This is a genomic window from Bacteroides intestinalis DSM 17393 (assembly GCF_000172175.1).
Classification (GTDB): Bacteria; Bacteroidota; Bacteroidia; order Bacteroidales; family Bacteroidaceae; genus Bacteroides; species Bacteroides intestinalis.
The window spans coordinates 2304952-2322241 of record NZ_ABJL02000008.1 but is presented as its reverse complement, the minus strand read 5'-3'; the positions used below and the strand labels follow the sequence as shown (position 1 = coordinate 2322241).

20 protein-coding genes and 1 pseudogene are annotated in these 17290 nt (G+C 44.3%); 6 read left to right on the top strand and 15 right to left on the bottom strand.

The window, feature by feature from the left end:
* Positions 1-341: 341 nt before the first annotated feature.
* From BACINT_RS18955 to BACINT_RS18945, 3 genes are all read right to left on the bottom strand, one after another.
* A complete protein-coding gene (locus BACINT_RS18955) occupies positions 342-968 on the bottom strand; it encodes a hypothetical protein (protein ID WP_007213063.1) in 627 nt (208 codons plus the stop codon).
* 121 nt (positions 969-1089) lie between these two features.
* Positions 1090-2481: an alanine/glycine:cation symporter family protein gene (locus BACINT_RS18950; protein WP_007666052.1), complete on the bottom strand. Its 1392-nt coding sequence runs from the start codon at positions 2479-2481 to the stop codon at positions 1090-1092.
* Positions 2482-2791: 310 nt separating this feature from the next.
* Complete coding sequence (locus BACINT_RS18945) at positions 2792-3433, bottom strand: AlbA family DNA-binding domain-containing protein (protein ID WP_007213065.1); 642 nt, start codon at positions 3431-3433, stop codon at positions 2792-2794.
* A gap of 155 nt (positions 3434-3588) precedes the next feature.
* Between BACINT_RS18945 and BACINT_RS18940 the strand changes: the two genes are divergently transcribed.
* From BACINT_RS18940 to BACINT_RS18930, 3 genes are all read left to right on the top strand, one after another.
* Complete coding sequence (locus tag BACINT_RS18940) at positions 3589-3762, top strand: histone H1 (protein ID WP_007666039.1); 174 nt, start codon at positions 3589-3591, stop codon at positions 3760-3762.
* 168 nt (positions 3763-3930) lie between these two features.
* The gene (locus BACINT_RS18935) at positions 3931-5196 is read left to right on the top strand and encodes a putative DNA modification/repair radical SAM protein (protein WP_007666037.1); all 1266 of its coding nucleotides are present in this window, start codon (positions 3931-3933) and stop codon (positions 5194-5196) included.
* A 14-nt stretch (positions 5197-5210) separates the two neighbouring features.
* Positions 5211-5981 (top strand): TIGR03915 family putative DNA repair protein, encoded by a 771-nt coding sequence (locus BACINT_RS18930; protein ID WP_007666035.1) that lies wholly within the window; start codon positions 5211-5213, stop codon positions 5979-5981.
* Between the two features lie 5 nt (positions 5982-5986).
* Here BACINT_RS18930 and BACINT_RS18925 read toward each other — a convergent pair whose 3' ends face one another.
* From BACINT_RS18925 to BACINT_RS18905, 6 genes and pseudogenes are all read right to left on the bottom strand, one after another.
* Complete coding sequence (locus tag BACINT_RS18925; RefSeq protein ID WP_007666033.1) at positions 5987-6655, bottom strand: MgtC/SapB family protein; 669 nt, start codon at positions 6653-6655, stop codon at positions 5987-5989.
* Positions 6656-6721: 66 nt separating this feature from the next.
* Entirely contained in the window at positions 6722-7702 is a 981-nt protein-coding gene (locus BACINT_RS18920; protein WP_007666030.1) for a lytic transglycosylase domain-containing protein, read from the bottom strand.
* An 83-nt stretch (positions 7703-7785) separates the two neighbouring features.
* Positions 7786-8511, bottom strand: coding sequence for an SDR family NAD(P)-dependent oxidoreductase (locus tag BACINT_RS18915; protein ID WP_007666028.1), 726 nt, complete (start codon positions 8509-8511; stop codon positions 7786-7788).
* Positions 8512-8521: 10 nt separating this feature from the next.
* Positions 8522-8674 (bottom strand): annotated as a pseudogene (locus BACINT_RS24735) (GNAT family N-acetyltransferase); the annotation flags it as partial.
* A gap of 9 nt (positions 8675-8683) precedes the next feature.
* Positions 8684-9109 (bottom strand): secondary thiamine-phosphate synthase enzyme YjbQ, encoded by a 426-nt coding sequence (locus BACINT_RS18910; protein WP_007666023.1) that lies wholly within the window; start codon positions 9107-9109, stop codon positions 8684-8686.
* 55 nt (positions 9110-9164) lie between these two features.
* The gene (locus BACINT_RS18905; protein WP_007666021.1) at positions 9165-10022 is read right to left on the bottom strand and encodes an ion transporter; all 858 of its coding nucleotides are present in this window, start codon (positions 10020-10022) and stop codon (positions 9165-9167) included.
* 191 nt (positions 10023-10213) lie between these two features.
* On the opposite strand from BACINT_RS18905, the gene BACINT_RS18900 reads away from it, so the two are divergent.
* Both BACINT_RS18900 and BACINT_RS18895 read left to right on the top strand, forming a co-directional pair.
* Positions 10214-10984: an SDR family oxidoreductase gene (locus BACINT_RS18900; RefSeq protein WP_007666018.1), complete on the top strand. Its 771-nt coding sequence runs from the start codon at positions 10214-10216 to the stop codon at positions 10982-10984.
* Positions 10985-11010: 26 nt separating this feature from the next.
* The gene (locus BACINT_RS18895; RefSeq protein ID WP_007666016.1) at positions 11011-11475 is read left to right on the top strand and encodes a MaoC family dehydratase; all 465 of its coding nucleotides are present in this window, start codon (positions 11011-11013) and stop codon (positions 11473-11475) included.
* 484 nt (positions 11476-11959) lie between these two features.
* On the opposite strand, the gene BACINT_RS18890 is transcribed toward BACINT_RS18895, so the two are convergent.
* Genes BACINT_RS18890 through BACINT_RS18865 form a run of 6 tightly spaced genes read right to left on the bottom strand, consistent with a single transcriptional unit; the run spans position 11960 to position 15274 of the window.
* Positions 11960-12268, bottom strand: coding sequence for a nitrous oxide-stimulated promoter family protein (locus BACINT_RS18890; RefSeq protein WP_007666014.1), 309 nt, complete (start codon positions 12266-12268; stop codon positions 11960-11962).
* Between the two features lies 1 nt (position 12269).
* Positions 12270-12824: a GrpB family protein gene (locus BACINT_RS18885; protein ID WP_007666012.1), complete on the bottom strand. Its 555-nt coding sequence runs from the start codon at positions 12822-12824 to the stop codon at positions 12270-12272.
* Positions 12825-12864: 40 nt separating this feature from the next.
* Complete coding sequence (locus tag BACINT_RS18880; RefSeq protein WP_007666010.1) at positions 12865-13137, bottom strand: zinc ribbon domain-containing protein; 273 nt, start codon at positions 13135-13137, stop codon at positions 12865-12867.
* Between the two features lie 38 nt (positions 13138-13175).
* The gene (locus BACINT_RS18875; protein ID WP_007666009.1) at positions 13176-13922 is read right to left on the bottom strand and encodes a GNAT family N-acetyltransferase; all 747 of its coding nucleotides are present in this window, start codon (positions 13920-13922) and stop codon (positions 13176-13178) included.
* A 1-nt stretch (position 13923) separates the two neighbouring features.
* Positions 13924-14775: an AraC family transcriptional regulator gene (locus BACINT_RS18870; protein WP_007666008.1), complete on the bottom strand. Its 852-nt coding sequence runs from the start codon at positions 14773-14775 to the stop codon at positions 13924-13926.
* A 46-nt stretch (positions 14776-14821) separates the two neighbouring features.
* Positions 14822-15274, bottom strand: a complete 453-nt coding sequence (locus tag BACINT_RS18865; RefSeq protein WP_007666007.1) for a GNAT family N-acetyltransferase — start codon at positions 15272-15274, stop codon at positions 14822-14824.
* 149 nt (positions 15275-15423) lie between these two features.
* On the opposite strand from BACINT_RS18865, the gene BACINT_RS18860 reads away from it, so the two are divergent.
* Complete coding sequence (locus BACINT_RS18860) at positions 15424-17175, top strand: helix-turn-helix domain-containing protein (protein ID WP_007666006.1); 1752 nt, start codon at positions 15424-15426, stop codon at positions 17173-17175.
* Positions 17176-17290 lie beyond the last annotated feature (115 nt).

The window sequence follows — 17290 nt, the reverse complement described above, 5'->3', positions numbered from 1 at the left end:
TCAAATCTTCTGAGTTATCGGATATTCTAAATTATGAAATCTTCTGAATAATCAGATTACTTGAACTAATAGGTTTTGAACTATCAACTTATCAGAGTTTTTTAACTTACCCAGTGCAATAGTTTGTCACTGATAGCTTGTTGCCTGTGGCTTAGCGGATAAAGTCCGCTATATCTTACAACAATCTCTTTGCATAAAGTGTTGTTGCTCCTTCGAGCAAAAAAGTTGCATAAAAATAACAAAAAAAGGCGAGAAAATCATTTCTCGCCTTTTTTTATTGATTATTTCTTTAGAAAACTTTTTCTTTTGATAACAGTTTTTGCCTGATAGATATTTCAAGCTTATTTCTCTTCCGTGGCTTTGTTTTTCGGTTCTTTTTTAGCCAGTAATACAACGTTGTACACGTATTCTGTCATCCACTGCTCGGAGTATCCCAGACGCTCTTTATATTGGCGGACTGCCATAGCCGTCTTATGTACATCGTCCTTTTTCCATACGGTTTTGGTGCAGACGTCATGTACGGTCTTTTCGGTCATACTGCGCAGTGCGCCTTTAAAAACAGAGGGCACGCGAAACTTCCATTGCATCAAGTTACCCATCAACATCATCAGGTCTTGTGAGAAGCCTTGATACATAAACAAGTATGCCTGCACATCATTCTGCGTGCGGCAATGCTTCTTTACGGAAGCGTCGATTTCCTTGAAGAAGTTTTCACTCAGTCCATAGTCCTGCATCAGCATTTTGCGTGAAGCAGTCTTTTCGGCTTGTCCCAGTCGTCCGCCCTGAGTCGGTATTTTGAACAGGCGTTTGAAGTTGGCTACATCCGGCACGAAACGAATGTTCGTAATTCCCAGATTAGCGGCAATCACGGACTGGAAATAAACGCGTGTCAGTGACACGAAATCTTCCACGTTTTTGGAGGAAGTACCCTCGGAATTCTTTTTAAATAGTTTGGCAAATATACCCATCTTATTTATGTTTTATGATTTATGATTTATAATTGCCGGGGCAATTGCGGTTACAAAAGTACGAAATAAGTTGATTTACACCAACAATTGTATAAATCATAATTTATAAATCATAAATCTCTTACCAGCACTCTATGTCATTTTCTACCTCTTTGAGGCGGTCTTTTGTGAAAACAGGGTCTTTGATACCCACCCGCTTCTGTGCACGGTAGTCTTCCAGTAGTTTAAAAGCGTATTTACCGAGCAGGCTGATGGCAATCAGGTTACAGAGCGCCATCAATCCCATGGTGACATCTGCCAGACTCCAGGCCACATCCAGTGCAGCGAGTGCACCAAATAGCACCATACCACCTACCAGAATACGGTAAATGTTCAATATCCATTTCTTACGGGTAAGATAACGTACATTGGCTTCTCCATAATAATAATTACCCAGAATGCTGCTGAAGGCGAAGAAGAACAAAGCAATAGCAACAAAAATGCTTCCTGCTGAACCTATCTCATTCGTCAATGCTTGTTGCGTAAGTTGTACCCCGTTGGTAGAGCCGTCCAGCGGCGCACCACTGAAAAGTATAATGAACGCGGTGCAGGTACATATAATTAATGTATCGGTGAAAACGCCCAAGGTCTGTATCAGCCCCTGCTTTACGGGATGTGTGACGTGTGCGGTGGCTGCCACATTGGGAGCGGAACCCATACCTGCTTCATTGCTGAACAATCCCCGCTTGATGCCTTGCATCAATGCGATACCTACACCGCCACCCAATGCCTGTTGCCAGCCGAAGGCATGGCTGACGATGAGTTTGATAACGGCAGGAAGTTCAGTGATGTTGATAGCTACAATAATCAGTGCCAAAGCAATATATCCCAATGCCATAATGGGGACAATAATGCTGCTCACTTTAGCAATGCGCTGTACACCACCGAAGATAATAAGCAGCGTGGCTATGGTAATAACCCCTCCTACGATGGCATGGTCGAAACCGAACGCATGTTCAAAAGCTGCACACAGCGTATTGCTTTGTACGGAGTTGAAGGCGAAGCCGAAAGTGATCGTAATGAGTATGGCAAATACAGTACCCATCCACGGTTGTTTCAATCCTTTCCGCATATAATAAGCGGGACCGCCAATGAAAGAGTCTTTGCCTCTCACCTTATATAATTGTGCCAATGTAGACTCTACGAATGAACTGGCAGCACCAAACAGGGCAATGACCCACATCCAGAACACTGCTCCCGGCCCGCCTACAGCGATGGCAGTGGCCACACCCGCCAGATTGCCCGTACCTACACGGCTGGCAATGGAGATGGCAAATGCCTGAAATGAAGAAATATGCTTTTCACCCGGCTTGCCGTTTGTTCCTGCTGAGTCACCCAGTAAACGTACCATTTCACCTATCATGCGGAACTGTACGAAGCGGGTTTTCAGCGTGAACCAAAGGGCACATCCCAAAAGCAGAGCGATGAGGATATAGGTCCAGAGAATATCGTTGATTGAATTGATTATATTCATGCTATATTGTTTAATATTTACTTGTTTAATGATAAACTGTCGGTTCTTCTGTCTGAATTTATTGATTATAAAGGTCGCAAAAGATATATTTTGTAACTGATTGAATATTACTGTGTTGTGTTGAGGCGTTCTAAGACTGCAACTGAGGTACCCTAAGTATACGACTGAGATACCCTAAGTATCATACTGAGGTACCCTAAGTATCATACTGAGATACCCTAAAATAACAACTGTTTCTGTTTTTTGTTTTTCTGTAAATAACTTTTTCCTCATAACCCAAAAGTAAAAGTCAGGATAGAAGAATAATCATTTATTTTAGTCTGAAGTGAAACTTATGACCTTCAAATACCGGTTCTACAATATCAAACCGGATGAACTTGGCAAGTAAATGTTCCGCTGCACGTCGGGAAAGGCGTGCCAGCCTACAATACCTGTTTAACGATAGACTGTCATTTTCTTCCAACAAGTCAAGCAACAACTGTTCGCGTTCAGTATAAGTTATCAGTTCTCCCCGCGGACTACCACTTTGCTGCCATACACGCAGATGAACCGGTGTAGCGAGTATATTCTCATCCTTGATGCGCAGATAAGCCAACGGTTTTCCAGTTTCATCCTTGGCATATACGGGTTTTTGCAAACTTTCCTCAATCTGCACTACCAGCACACTGCGTCCTTCCGCCTGAAAGGTCTGCATGGTATAATTCACTTCCGGCTGACAGTACATTTGTGCTGCCGCCTCTATCATATATTGTTCCTCATCGGAGCGAACTCCGGCAATCTTTCCGTTATCTTTTACCCCGATCAGCAACCGCCCGCCGTCCGTATTGGCAAAGGCGGAGAGCGTTTTTGCGATCTTACGGGCATCGGAAATCTCAAACTTAAAGTCCTGCCTTTGGTGTTCGCCTTCGGCTATGAGCAAGTGTATGTATTCCGTATCTGTAAGGGGTTTCATGCCTGCAAAAGTAGGTAAAAAACGCCAGAGGACGTTTTTTTGTGCAATTTTTGCGGATTATTTCAAAAAAAATATTGTTTTTCTGCATTTATTTCAAGAAAGAGTGTATTTTTGCCAGACATTATTAACGAAGTAATATTAATAAGAAAAGGATTATGAAAGAATTAGTTGAAAAAGTTGCTGAATTGTATGCAGCATTCGAGAAAGATGCAAAAGCTCAGATTGAAAATGGTAACAAAGCTGCCGGTACTCGTGCACGTAAGGCTTCTTTAGAAATCGAAAAATTAATGAAAGCATTCCGCAAAGCATCTTTGGAAGCTGCTAAATAATAAGCACGCTTACTGAAAGAATTGAAAGACCGTCTCAATGAGAGCGGTCTTTTTTGTTTTACAGGTGTGAAGACACTCTGAATAGTTCTTTATTATTTAACTTCCCATTATTTGTTTCCTTCTCTTCGAATTGCTAATTTTGGCCCAATTATAAGTTGTGTAGTGGATATGAATGAAAACGTCCTCAATAAACTGAAAATACTGGCGGAGTCGGCAAAATATGACGTCTCATGCTCGTCCAGCGGTACCGTGCGTTCCAACAAACCCGGTATGTTGGGTAATACTGTCGGTGGCTGGGGTATTTGCCATAGTTTTGCTGAGGATGGACGTTGCATTTCACTGCTGAAGGTGATGTTGACGAACTATTGCATTTACGACTGTGCATATTGCATCAATCGTCGCTCTAATGATTTGCCGCGTGCTACGCTTTCTGTCAGTGAGTTGGTAGATCTGACGATGGAGTTCTATCGCCGCAATTATATAGAAGGATTATTCCTGAGCAGTGGTGTGGTGCGGAGTCCGGATTATACCATGGAACGTCTGGTGCGCGTGGCAAAAGACTTGCGCACAGTGCATCGTTTCAATGGCTATATCCATTTGAAAAGTATTCCCGGTGCCAGTCGTGAACTGGTGAACGAAGCGGGGTTGTATGCCGACCGCCTCAGCGTCAATGTAGAAATACCGAAAGAGGAGAATCTGAAACTTCTTGCCCCGGAGAAAGACCATAAAAGTGTATATGCGCCGATGCGTTATATTCAGCAAGGCGTGTTGGAAAGTTCGGAGGAACGGAAGAAACACCGCCATGCACCACGTTTTGCTCCTGCCGGACAGAGCACACAAATGATTGTAGGGGCTACAGCGGAAACGGACAAAGATATTCTTTTTCTTTCATCAGCTCTTTACAAAGGACCTACAATGAGGCGTGTTTATTATTCCGGTTATATCTCTGTGAATACGTATGATACGCGTTTGCCGGCCCTGAAGCAGCCACCGCTGGTACGTGAAAATCGCCTGTATCAGGCAGATTGGCTCATGCGCTTTTATCAGTTTAAGGTGGAAGAGATTGTGGATGATGCATATCCTGACCTGGACTTGGAGATTGATCCTAAACTGTCGTGGGCCTTACGCCATCCGGAGCAGTTTCCGGTAGATATCAATCGGGCGGATTATGAGATGTTATTGCGTATTCCGGGGGTAGGAGTGAAGTCGGCAAGATTGATCGTGGCATCCCGTCGTTTTTCTAAGTTAGGTTTCTATGAGTTAAAGAAGATAGGAGTGGTGATGAAAAAAGCGCAGTACTTTATTACTTGCCATGAACTCCCTATGAAGACAGTGAATGAAATGACTCCGCAAGCAGTGCGCAGTTTGCTGATTACGAAGCCGAACAAGAAGAAAGTGGACGAAAGGCAGTTGTTGCTTGATTTCCGCGACTAAGAGAGTTTTTTTCCATGAATATATTTGTTTTTGATAATACTTTCGAGGGTTTGCTGACTTCTGTTTTTGAAGCCTATTCCCGTCGTGTTTTTCCTGATGCATTGTCTCCGGAAGGAGAGCCATTACCTTTATTTTATGATGAAGTCTTCACGGTAATCACCGAAGAAGAAAAGGCGAAGCGAGTATGGCGTGGTTTGCAAAAGAAACTCTCTTCCGGTGCTCTGTCTTGCCTCGCCCAATGTTGGCTGGCGGAGGAACAGGAAACTCCGATGCTTTTGTTTCGCTATATTCGTAAGGCGATTGATGCTCCCCGTTCCATTGAAACCAATTTTGCCGATCCGGATGTACTGGAATTCTCGCGTATGTGGAAGCGGGTGGATTGGGAACGTCTTCGTATGCTCCAGTTTATCCGTTTTCAGAAAGCTGCCGACGGCACCTTCTTTGCTGCGGTAGAGCCGGAAAAGAATGCTCTACCACTGGCTATCGATCATTTTAAGGATCGTTTTGCCGATCAGCCCTGGCTGATATATGACATAAAACGGGCGTATGGTTTCTATTATGATTTGAAAGAAGTACGTCAGGTCACTTTTGAAGAAGGTTCATGCGAGCGACATCTGGTCACAGGTATGCTGGATGAAAGCCTGATGGATAAAGACGAGAAACTTTTTCAGCAACTCTGGAAGACATACTTTAAAGCCATCTGTATCAAAGAACGGCTAAATCCGCGGAAGCATAAACAAGATATGCCTATACGTTACTGGAAACACATGACAGAGAAGCAGTAACAAGATCATTCGATTTGTTCTACTGTCACATCCGGCCATTCCTGCATAAGTGACAGCATGTGTCCTTCGTCATTACTCCGCTTGGATTTGATAATCATAGTCACTATATACCTTTCTGTATCTCCGGAACCTAATCTTTCCATTTTGTAGGAGACTAACATATAATTTCGGGAGTTAAAGCGATCGGATACTTCCTTAAGGATATCCTTATTTCCGGTAGAGAATGTTATCATGGAGCTTTTCATCCCTACACTTTTGAACAGGATGCTGAGCAGTTCCAATCCTGCCAGAGTGAGCAGGGTAGCGGCTATACTTATTACATACATTCCGGCTCCAACCGCCAGACCGATGCCTGCTGTAGCCCATATTCCGGCAGCAGTAGTCAATCCTCTGACTATTTGCTTTTGTAATATGATGGTACCGGCACCGATAAAACCGATACCGCTGACTACCTGGGCCGCTACACGACTCGGGTCCAGCGAGACGCTGTTTTCTTTGATAATGTCCTGAAAGCCATATTGGGAAACAATCATGATGAGGGCACTGCCTAATGATACTAAAAAGTGAGTACGGTATCCTGCTTCTTTGGCACGGTATTCTCTGTCCAGGCCGATGATGGCACCTAAGATGCCGGCTACTAATAGTCTGAGTACGAAATCGAAATCTAATGTCATATTGGCTCCTTTCTGTGTTTTAAGTTACTGTACTTTTTCTTTTGTCTCAAGACAAAAGAAAAGTACTTAATTTATAACCCATGCCCTATTATGCGGCACAGTCTTCTTCGGATCATAGTGCATTCCCGCCTGTGTCGGTATTTTAAGAACGTATGTACGTCCGCTTTTGTTTTGTAAAGAACTATCGCGCAGCCATGGGTTGGCATCCTTCAGTTGGGCGTAGGTAATACCTTTACTCTTAGCAAATTGTGCCAGATTGTCGATACTTGTTGTTACATTGATCTCTGTATAGGGAATGACAGGGTAAAGATGTTCCCGTTTCAGTAAAAAGCCATAGCGCTGCGGATTACTGATGACGGCTTTAGCGGCAAGCAGACGGAACATGTAACGGGAAGTTTCTTCTACAAGCCAAAGGTCTACGGCTTGATCTACGAGCTGTTTTTTCAGTTCAGAGGAGATGCGGCCTTGTCCACCATTGTAAGCAGCGGCTACGCAAAGCCAGTTACCATATCTTTGGTAGGCATCTTTCAGATACTGGCATGCGGCACGGGTGGCTTTCTCCACGTGATAACGTTCGTCGATATTGGGGTTTACTTCAAGGCCGAATTCGCGTCCGGTAGTTTGCATGAACTGCCACATTCCGGCTGCTCCTGCCGGACTACGGGCAAGGGTGTTGAGGTTACTCTCTATTACGGCGAGGTATTTGAAATCGTCGGGTACACCGTTTTCCTTCAATATGGGTTCTATGATGGGAAAGAAGCGGTTCGCACGCTTGATGGTGAGCATGGTGGTGGAGTGCATATAGGTGAACGACATTTGTTCACGGTCCATGCGTTCACGATGATCGTAGCGTGTCAGGTCAATTTCCTGTCCGGCAAAGGTGATTTTATCCGGTACGGAAGGGGAGGTGACACAATAGGGAACTTCGGATTTAACGGATTGCTGTTCAGGATCTATCGTGCTGTGCCCAAACAGAAATGGAAGTGCGGCACCGGCGCATAGAGCAACTGAGGTAACTATCAGGATATGTATTGAGTTTTTTTTCATTTTCAAAAGTTTGTTTGGTTCGAGGTCGAATATACAATATTTACGGGAATGAGGCAAGAACTATGGTGTCTTTACAACGAATCTTAGTTCTTTATAGGCAATCTTTCCCATAACCACCGGGGGATCATTCGCCAGAAAAAGACAACTACACGGTATCTACCGTCAATCACAATGACCCGTTTTTTCCGGTTCAAGGCATGGACGATACTCTTCGCTACCTGATTGGCTTGCATAAGCATGGGGAACTTGCCACTTTTCAGTAAGTCGGTAGCGACGAAACCCGGGCGTATGTCTGTGAAATGGATATTCAAGTGTTGCATCCGGGAGAGTTGTGCCAAGGCTTCGATGTAAGTATTCTGGAAGCGTTTCGTTGCGGAATAGGCCGGGGCGATGCCCAATCCTTTGGTGCCTGCAATGGAGCTGATGACAGCGATATGCCCACCTCCTTCGTTTTTGAAGTGATTGAAGGCGGCGGTCACCATGCGGGTGAATCCTTCTACGTTGGTACGGGCGGTATTTAGTTCTATTTCCGGTTTCAGGTCTGGGTTCTGACTTCCTATGCCGGAGCTGAGGAAGAACAAATCCATGCCACCTAACTTCCGGATAAGTGTCTCCAGTAGGGTAGGGGCATCTGGATCTGTTACGTCCAGACGTTGGATTTCGATTTGCCCGGGGGCGGTGGCTTGCAGTTTCTCCAATGCTTCTTCCCGTCTTCCGGCAATACCGATGTGCCAACCTTGCTGAATTAGCAGTTTGGCAACTTCTTCTCCTATGCCGGAGGTGGCTCCTATAATAATGGCTCGTTTCATAATTACTGTATTAGTAGTTTGTTAATTGCATGTGCAGGATGGGAAAGGGCTTGCCTTGTGCATCTGTTTCATCCCGGCTTATTACTTCAAAGCCCCTGTTACGGTAGAAGCGGAAAGCCTGTTCGTTTTGTTCGTTGACATCCACTTTGCGGAAACTTTGTTTTCATATATTTTATTGTCCGATGACGGTTGCTACTATTTTTCTTCCACCGCCATGATTGCGGAATTCACAGAGGTATATACCTTGCCAGATACCCATATTCAGTCTACCATCAGTGATAGGTATGCTGAGACTATTACCTGTCAGAGTCGATTTAGCATGGGCGGGCATGTCGTCATCTCCTTCACAGGTATGCATATAGTAGGGTTCCCGTTCTTTCACCAGGTGGTTGAAGATGGCTTCCATGTCCGTCTGGACATCCGGATCTGCATTTTCATTGATGCTAAGTCCGGCAGAGGTATGCTTGATGAACAGATGTAAAAGTCCGGCTTGCGGCAGACGCGGCAGGTTACGTATTATTTCATCCGTTATCAGGTGAAAGCCACGTGCACGGGGACGTAGGGTAAATTCTCTTTGAGTAACAAAAAATTGTTCCATTTTATATATTTCTATGCGTTATTATTTGCCGATATGATTTAGTATGAAAGTCTTTCTATTCTTTAGGGGCTTTATCAAGTGATGATCCGCAATACTTACAGAACTGTGCACTTTCTTCGTGTCCTCGCCTGTGACAGTTGGGGCACTCTCTTGCTACATTCTTTTCATGTCTTTTCATTAGCGATACGGAAACTATGCCGGTGGGTACTGCAATAATAGTGTAACCTATCAGCATGACACAACCCGAAAGGAATTTCCCCAAGGCGGTGACAGGAGTTATATCTCCGTAACCTACGGTGGTAAGGGTGACGCAGGCCCAATAAATACTGTTGGGAATATTGCTGAACTGCGTATTAGGCTTTCCTCCTTCAATCATGTACATCAGCGTTCCGATAGATATCACCAGAATAACCACAAACATAAAGAAAACTGCGATTTTCTTGCTACTGTCTCGTAGTGCTGTCAGCAGCATTTGCCCTTCTATCCAGAAGTTGAATAGCTTGAAAATGCGGAATATCCGTATCAGGCGGAAGGCCCGTATAATAAGCAGATAACGTGCCCCGGGAAATAGGAAAGCTAGATAAAGCGGTAGTGTAGCCAGCAAGTCGATGATTCCGAAAGCACTGAAAGCATATTTGGAAGGTTTAGGCGAGCAATACAATCGGGTGATATATTCGAAAGTAAAGAAAGCGGTCAGTAAATACTCCATAACAATGAATGGAGTTTTCAGCCATACCGGTAATCCTTGCAGGCTTTCCAGGATAACAAGTCCTACGCTAAGCAATATGCACCAGATCAGGGTAACATCGAATAGCTTCCCGGCAGGTGTGTCAGCTTCGAATATGATGACATATAGTTTTCGCTTCAAAGCCTGATTATGCATCAGTTCTGTGAATTTATCTTTCAGTTTCATGTTTCGTAATGTTTGTCACAAAAGTAGGAAAACCTTTCCGAATAAGAAAAAGGGTACTTGACTTTTTGTAACTTGCTGGAATATGGAGTATATTTGTTACCTGTTTTCACGATTTAAAAGTAAACAACCATGAAAAGAATAATAACCTTCGTTATCGGGGTTTTGTTCATCATACTTAAAATTAAGAGCGTATGAATAAAGTATGTGTAGTAACAGGTGGAGCTGCCGGTATCGGTCGTTGCATTGTCGAGATGTTTGCGGAATCGGGATATACGGTGTATTTCATTGATAAGACACCCGAGGCGGTGGAACTGGCGGAAGGAAAGATGTCGGAAAGAGGGCTTTCGGTAACAGGCTTTGTCGGAGATATTGCCGAGGAACAGACGCTGCGGGATTTTGTAGACTTTGTCTTATCCATAGAAGATCAGATTGACTGTCTGATAAATAATGCTTGCCTGACAAATGGAGGAATATTGGGCAACTGTTCGTATGAAGACTTCCTGTATGTGCAACGTGTGGGAGTAGTGGCTCCTTATTTCCTGGCTCTGTCTTTTAAAGACTACTTCAGTAGTGCAGGTGCTATTGTGAATATTTCTTCTACCCGTGCTTTTCAGTCGCAGGCCAATACGGAAAGTTATACGGCAGCCAAAGGTGGAATAACGGCTCTGACTCATGCGCTTGCGGTCAGTCTTTCGGGAATTGCCCGTGTGAATTCTATTGCTCCCGGTTGGATTGATACGGGAAGCTATCATGAAGAGGATTATGTGCCGACATATACGGAAGGAGACATCATGCAGCATCCCTCGCAAAGGGTAGGAGAACCGGCTGATATAGCCCGTGCAGTTCTTTTCCTTTGTGACGAACGGAACTCCTTTATCAACGGGGAGAACATTACGATTGACGGAGGCATGAGTAAACTAATGATTTATCATAATGATTATGGTTGGGATTATCAACCGTAGAAACTATTAAATATAAAAAGAGAATAATGGAAAAAGTAATTATTAACTCCTACGAGGAATTTGAAAAGCTGGTAGGCCAGCAGATTGGCGTTTCTGATTATGTAGAACTTTCGCAAGAGCGCATCAATATGTTTGCAGATGCTACGTTGGACCATCAATGGATACATGTAGACACGGAACGTGCAAAAACAGAAAGTCACTTCAAGACTACCATTGCGCACGGTTATCTCACTTTGTCTATGCTTCCGCATTTGTGGAACCAGATTATTGAGGTAAACAACCTGAAGATGATGGTTAATTACGGTATGGAGCAGATGAAGTTCGGGCAGGCGGTGTTGTCGGGACAAAGCGTGCGTCTGGTGGCGAAGTTACATTCGCTGGCAAATCTGCGTGGTGTGGCGAAAGCAGAGATTAAGTTTACAATTGAAATAAAGGATCAGCCTAAGAAAGCGCTTGAGGGGATTGCAGTGTTCTTGTATTATTTCAATTGAGGTGTCCTTTTCTCCATTGGGATTAACTTATATCTGTACGATTATGAATCAGTTGTGATAAGGTGGTAGGGTGATAAAGTGATGACGGGATAACGCTCTGTGATATATAGCGCAGCTACTTTATCCCCCTATCACCTTACCGCCTTATCACTCTTTTCCTTCTTTTCTTTTCCGTTATGAGGTAAATGATAATTCATTGTATATTTCATCGATTAGTAATTATGCTTACAAAAAGCGAGTAGATTTCTTCCTTTCCCGCAGTTCTTCCTCCCACTCGTTGAGTGAACCTGATTCAGTCAGTGACTGAATGCCTTTCACTCAGTGACTGAATGCCTTTCAGTCCCTGACTCATTGTACCCCCATTCAGAGGGTGTCTGGGAGGGGGTAGGGAAGGTGACAAGACAGGAAAGAAAAAAAGATGAAAATTGTACACAAAAAACGTATCTTGATTCATTTTTGTAGGGATATGAATTGATACTCCTTCTTATTTCTTCCTAATATATTCCTGCCACAAATGTCGGATAGCCGCCACCGGATGATAGAGCAACATTCTCGGTCCTGCCCATCTCATCACTACTCTCATCCGTTCCCTCATTTCCGGCTTATAGCAATGCACGGTACAAATCCGACAAGTTGATTTCCCGTCTCCGAACGGACAACGTGAAAGCCGTGTCTGCGCATACTCCAACAATTCCCTGCATTGCGGGCACAGTGTTCCGTTCCCCTCTTTCTTCCGGCAGTAGAGGCGAATCATCTGTTCTACGGTTTGCTTTTCCTTTTCGATGCGGGACATACTATCTTTTACGGGCTAATTGAACGATGCTTGTGATAAACTCCGTTTTACTTTCTGTATAAGCATCCCTGTCATGTTCATATCTCTTTTTCAACTCCACCTTTAATTCTCCGTATTTGCGAGCAACTTCCGGATGAAGTTGAAGATAATGGCAGAATATGGGTTCATCCCAATCGCCGGCATATCGCACATGCAGGTGGTAAGCCTGACCTTTGAAGCCCTGAGGGGTATATCCTTTCATAAACATCATGTGCGGTGCCGGCTTACCGGGCTGATATGTATAGATATATCCTATGCTTTCAATCTTTCTGATAAAGGCTTCGGTGTCGGTATCTTCTTTTATCTCTAATAATATGTCTATGGTAGGTTTGGCTATCAATCCTTTTACGGCTGTGCTCCCTATGTGTCGGATGCGAAATATGCTTTCCCCGACAAAGGTTCGGAGTTGTTCTTCTTCCTGTATATACAAGTCTTTCCAATTCTCCTGATGTTCCGTCAGGAGAATTGGAAAGAGAGTCCATAATTCTTCATCAGACATATCATTCAGTTCTTTCATAACAGATATGGTTGATTAAGAAGGATATTCCTGTTGGCAATTAATTCTGCCAGCGTTTTAGCTTCGGAAACTCTTGCTTCATCATGGCAATTGCCTCTTCTTTAGTCACTTTCTGTTCCGAGTCTTTGTTGAATTCCTCAACAAACTGAGCACAGTGTTCTATCATTTCGTCCATGGTGCAGTCCTGAGTGAACTTTCCATTCTGATAACAGTAAGTACAGTAGTCTGCGCTGAGGCTACCGTCAGCATTTGTTCCGCAAACTTCATTGGATGTCAGCGGCATTCCGCAACTCTGGCAAAATTTCATTTCCATAATTGTTCTTGATTTTAGAGTTTTATAAATATGTATTCTTATTTCAATTGCAGCAATTTCTTTAGCAATCCTTCATTCAGCAGATGCACAGTCTCGAACTTCCCGTTATAGAATACCGCCCAATTATTGAAGATGCAAGGCAGTTGCTTGGCTTTCTCCAGCGTGTCGACTTCTATCAACCGCAAAGGCAACTGATTATTCTCACAATAATTATAGATTTGCTCGATGCAGTTGGGAATGTAAGGACATTGCACGCCGTAATATATAGTCAGCTCTTTATTCTCAATAGTCTGTTTCCTTGCATCCGCCGTAAATTGCGGTTGGCTGCCGTCAAGGGAAAGAGCTAATAATTCGTATTCGTCATTAATGCTATCCACTACCTTGAAGCCATATTTCAGCATAAATTTCTTGTCGGACAAGAAAGGCTTCTTCTTTTTGGAAGACAGCACACAGATACCCGATTTCCCTTGTGCCTTGGCATCGTCAATGCACGATTGCAACAGGGCTTCTCCATACCCTTTCCCCTTGTAGCTGCCTGCCACCCACAGGCAGTAGATATACAGATAGTTATCCCCCGTCACAGGCACCCACGCCTTTTCCAGCGGGGCATACTCGATAAATACCTTGCCTTGTGCATCCAGTTTGCGGAAGACGTGCCCTTCTTTTACGCGTTCGGACAACCAGTTCCGCTTATCATTTACACCTGTTTGGTGCTTCTTATCAGAAATGGCGCAACATAAATGTTCGCTCATGACATTATCCGGATTCAATGTGATAAATTCCATATTATTTCTTTTGTATTGGTATATAGATTTTTGTTATCTGTTTTGCCGGATTGTCCGACCACGTTACATATTCTTCAAAAGAGAGTGCATTGCGCAATCTTCCTTTTTCTCTGGAATAAATATAAGTATAGGCACGAAGCAAACCTGAATAGCTTCCCTTGTAAGTATAGACTGCATATTTTCCACTCTCTATCGTCAATGTTCCGATGGCACCCGATGGTTTTATTCTTTGCGCAACGGAGGCGCAGGCATAGAAACGGCATTGCTTTTTCTTTGTAATAGTCGGATCATCGAAGCTGATGCCAAACCAGCGGGTGGCTTTGGATTGTAGCTTGTTTTCCTTCAGAAATCCGCAAAGTTTTCCCCAACCGAGTTCGTAACTCTCTTTTTCTCCATACGGACCGATAATACGGATATAGGCTATGTACATTGGGGAAATGAGTAGGACTTCCGGTTCGTCCAATCCGATAAAAGCAATATCCTCTATCGGAGTTGTTTCAGGAGTGTTAAAGGTCAATGTATTGCCGAAAGCCACCGGAGAAACGCCAAAATATCGTTTGAATGCTTTTGAGAAAGATTGTGCCGTGTCATATCCCATCTTTTCGGAGAGTTCCTGCAAGGATAAATCTCGCGTTTGCAGATACATCACAGCCCTTTCCATTCTTTGGCGGGTGATGTATGCCGAAAGTGTTTCTTGCAGATGGGATTTGAAAAGCCGATGGAAGTGATATACGGACATGTGCATTTCCGCCGCCAGCATTTCTAAAGTCAATGCTTTGTGCAGATGGGTATGAATATAATCAATGACTTGATTTATTAATTCCTGATGTCCGTATGTGGTTTCTTCCTTCATTTGCTATGTTTTGATGCAAAGGTAGGGGAAACCTTTGGAAGAAGAATTATCCATTCTTGCTAATTTTTAAATAAACCATGTCCCGCAATTGTTTTCCGTCCTCATACATGGGATGGTCGTAGTTCTTGATGAAGAAATCGGGTATCCGGTGGGAGTAGGTGAAGCCGCACCGTTCATAAAACGGTATGGTATAAGTACTGTCTCCTGTGCCCACTAACATCGTCTGATAGCGGTCTTTGTAGTGCTCCAGCAGAAACTTTATCAACTGTGTTCCATATCCTTTGCGCTGATAGTGCGGATAGGTTGCAATGTTCTTTATTTCGTATGTTCCGTTTCCTTCATCGGTGATTACGCAGGCGGCTTTTAAGTCTCCGTCGTAAAGGGCAAACATTTCTCCGCGTTCCAGATAAAGGTCAATCATAGATTCCTGCTCGTCTGCGAGAAGCAGGAGTTCGAGGAATTCTTTCTTGTTCTTTAAGATAGGTACGATATTAATCATATAGTATTGACTGAATTGTTTTCAAATTTCCCAAAGATAGGTATTTGAAACGGGACGGACAATTTTTTGGTGTTAATTGGCTGCCAATCGATAAAATTCTGTAGTTTTGTAACTTCTGAATTCAAAATTTATACTAACACACAACAAATATGAAATATAGAACTTGCCTGACAACACTTCTATACAGCTTCCTTTTAGGACTCATCCTGCCCGCTTCGGCACAAAATTCTCTTCAACACCAGAAAGACTCTTTACGTCATGCCCTCGAACATGCGGAAGGCATTGATAAGTTGCAGACTTACAACAAACTGTACTACATCTATATGGCAGAAGCCGGCGATGACCAGAAAATGGATACGCTGATGACGCTGTTTGAGCAGGCGGAAGCCGAAGCCATCAGGCAAGGCGACACACAAATGCAGGGAATGGTGTACGGCAATAGGATTATCTCCTATATAAACAGGAGCGAGCACGACAAAGTCATAGAAAAGGCGCCCGCCTATCTCGACTTTTATATCCGGCACGACTTGTGGAAATTCTATTATCAGATACACATGCAGCTTATCACCGCCTACAACCTGAAAGGAGACTATGAACTGGCCGCCGCCGAAGCCGGGAAAATGTATACCCGTGCCCGGGAGCGCAAGGACAAGGCAGGAATGGCAACCGCGCTCTATGCCACCGGCATCATCTATAACCTGCAGAGGAGGCCGAAAGAGGAAGAAGACTGCTTCCGGGAGAGCATCAGCCTGTTGTGGGAAGTTTCCGGTTACGATAATATCCTGACGCAATCCTATGCCTTCCTGTGCGTGTCGCTTCGTGCACAGGCACGCTATGACGAGCTGCTGCAACTGGTGCCCGAATATGAAAAAGCCATCGCCCGCTTCGAGAAAGCCACCGGCAGGGTGCAGCCCGAAGCTCGGGGAAATCTTTATGTGGCACTGATGAACACCTATATAGATATTAAAGAATATGACAAGGCGGGCATATACCTCTCCAAACTTGAAGGTAGCGTCAGCAACAACATGTTGAAATTCGAACTGCTGCGGGCAAAGGCGCTGATATTGCAGTCGCGGGGAGATTACCGCACGGCACTTGCCGTTATCGACAGTGCCGTAATACAGGTTCAGGAATCGGCTTTCAACCTCAATGCCGTGCGTAAGATAAAGATGGAGATACTGGCACGGGCGGGGCGCAATGATGAAGCGTTCAGTCTGCTGGACGAAATCATTGCGGCGAACGACAGTATAAATAATGTGGAAGTCAACGCCCGTTTTGACGAACTGCGCACCCAGTATGAGGTGGAAAAGCACATTGCCGAGAAAGAGCGTAATTTCCATTATTTCCTGTTTGCCCTTGGCATTTGCCTGGTTCTGGTGTTGCTCCTGGCAGGCGTCTTCTACTATAACCGGATTATTTCTACCAAGAACCGCAAGCTGTACGAGCGAATCAAGGAACAGGACAGGTTGGCGGAAGAACTCTCCAGAATGGCACAAGCCTGCGAAAGTACCGCATCGTCGGAAGTTCTGCCGCAGACATCCGATACTGCCGCCACCGTTGAGCAGCACCGGCTGGTTGCCCGTTTGCGCGAGTATCTGCTTTCCGGTGATAACCTTTCTAATGCCGAGATGAACCGTGACGAGATTATCTCCGCGCTCGGCACCAATAAAAACCTGCTGACCGATGCCGTTAGAGCCGTGACGGGGAACTCTCCCATGGAGTATATGCGCATGCTGAAACTGGACGAGGCACGCAAGATGCTCGACCATCATCCCGAACTTACGATTGAGGCGATAGCTTTCAGTTGCGGCTTCAATATCCCGAGCACCTTCTACCGTCTGTTCCGAAAACAGTATGGCATCAGTCCGGCGGAATACAGGAAACAGGCAAATAAATTATAAACATCTACTTATCAATCCCCCAAAAATCAAAAGCACGGTCCATCCGTGCTTTTTTTGTGCTCACATGCCCCAGAAGTGTCTGAGGAGGGTGTGTTGCAATATATTTGGGACAAAA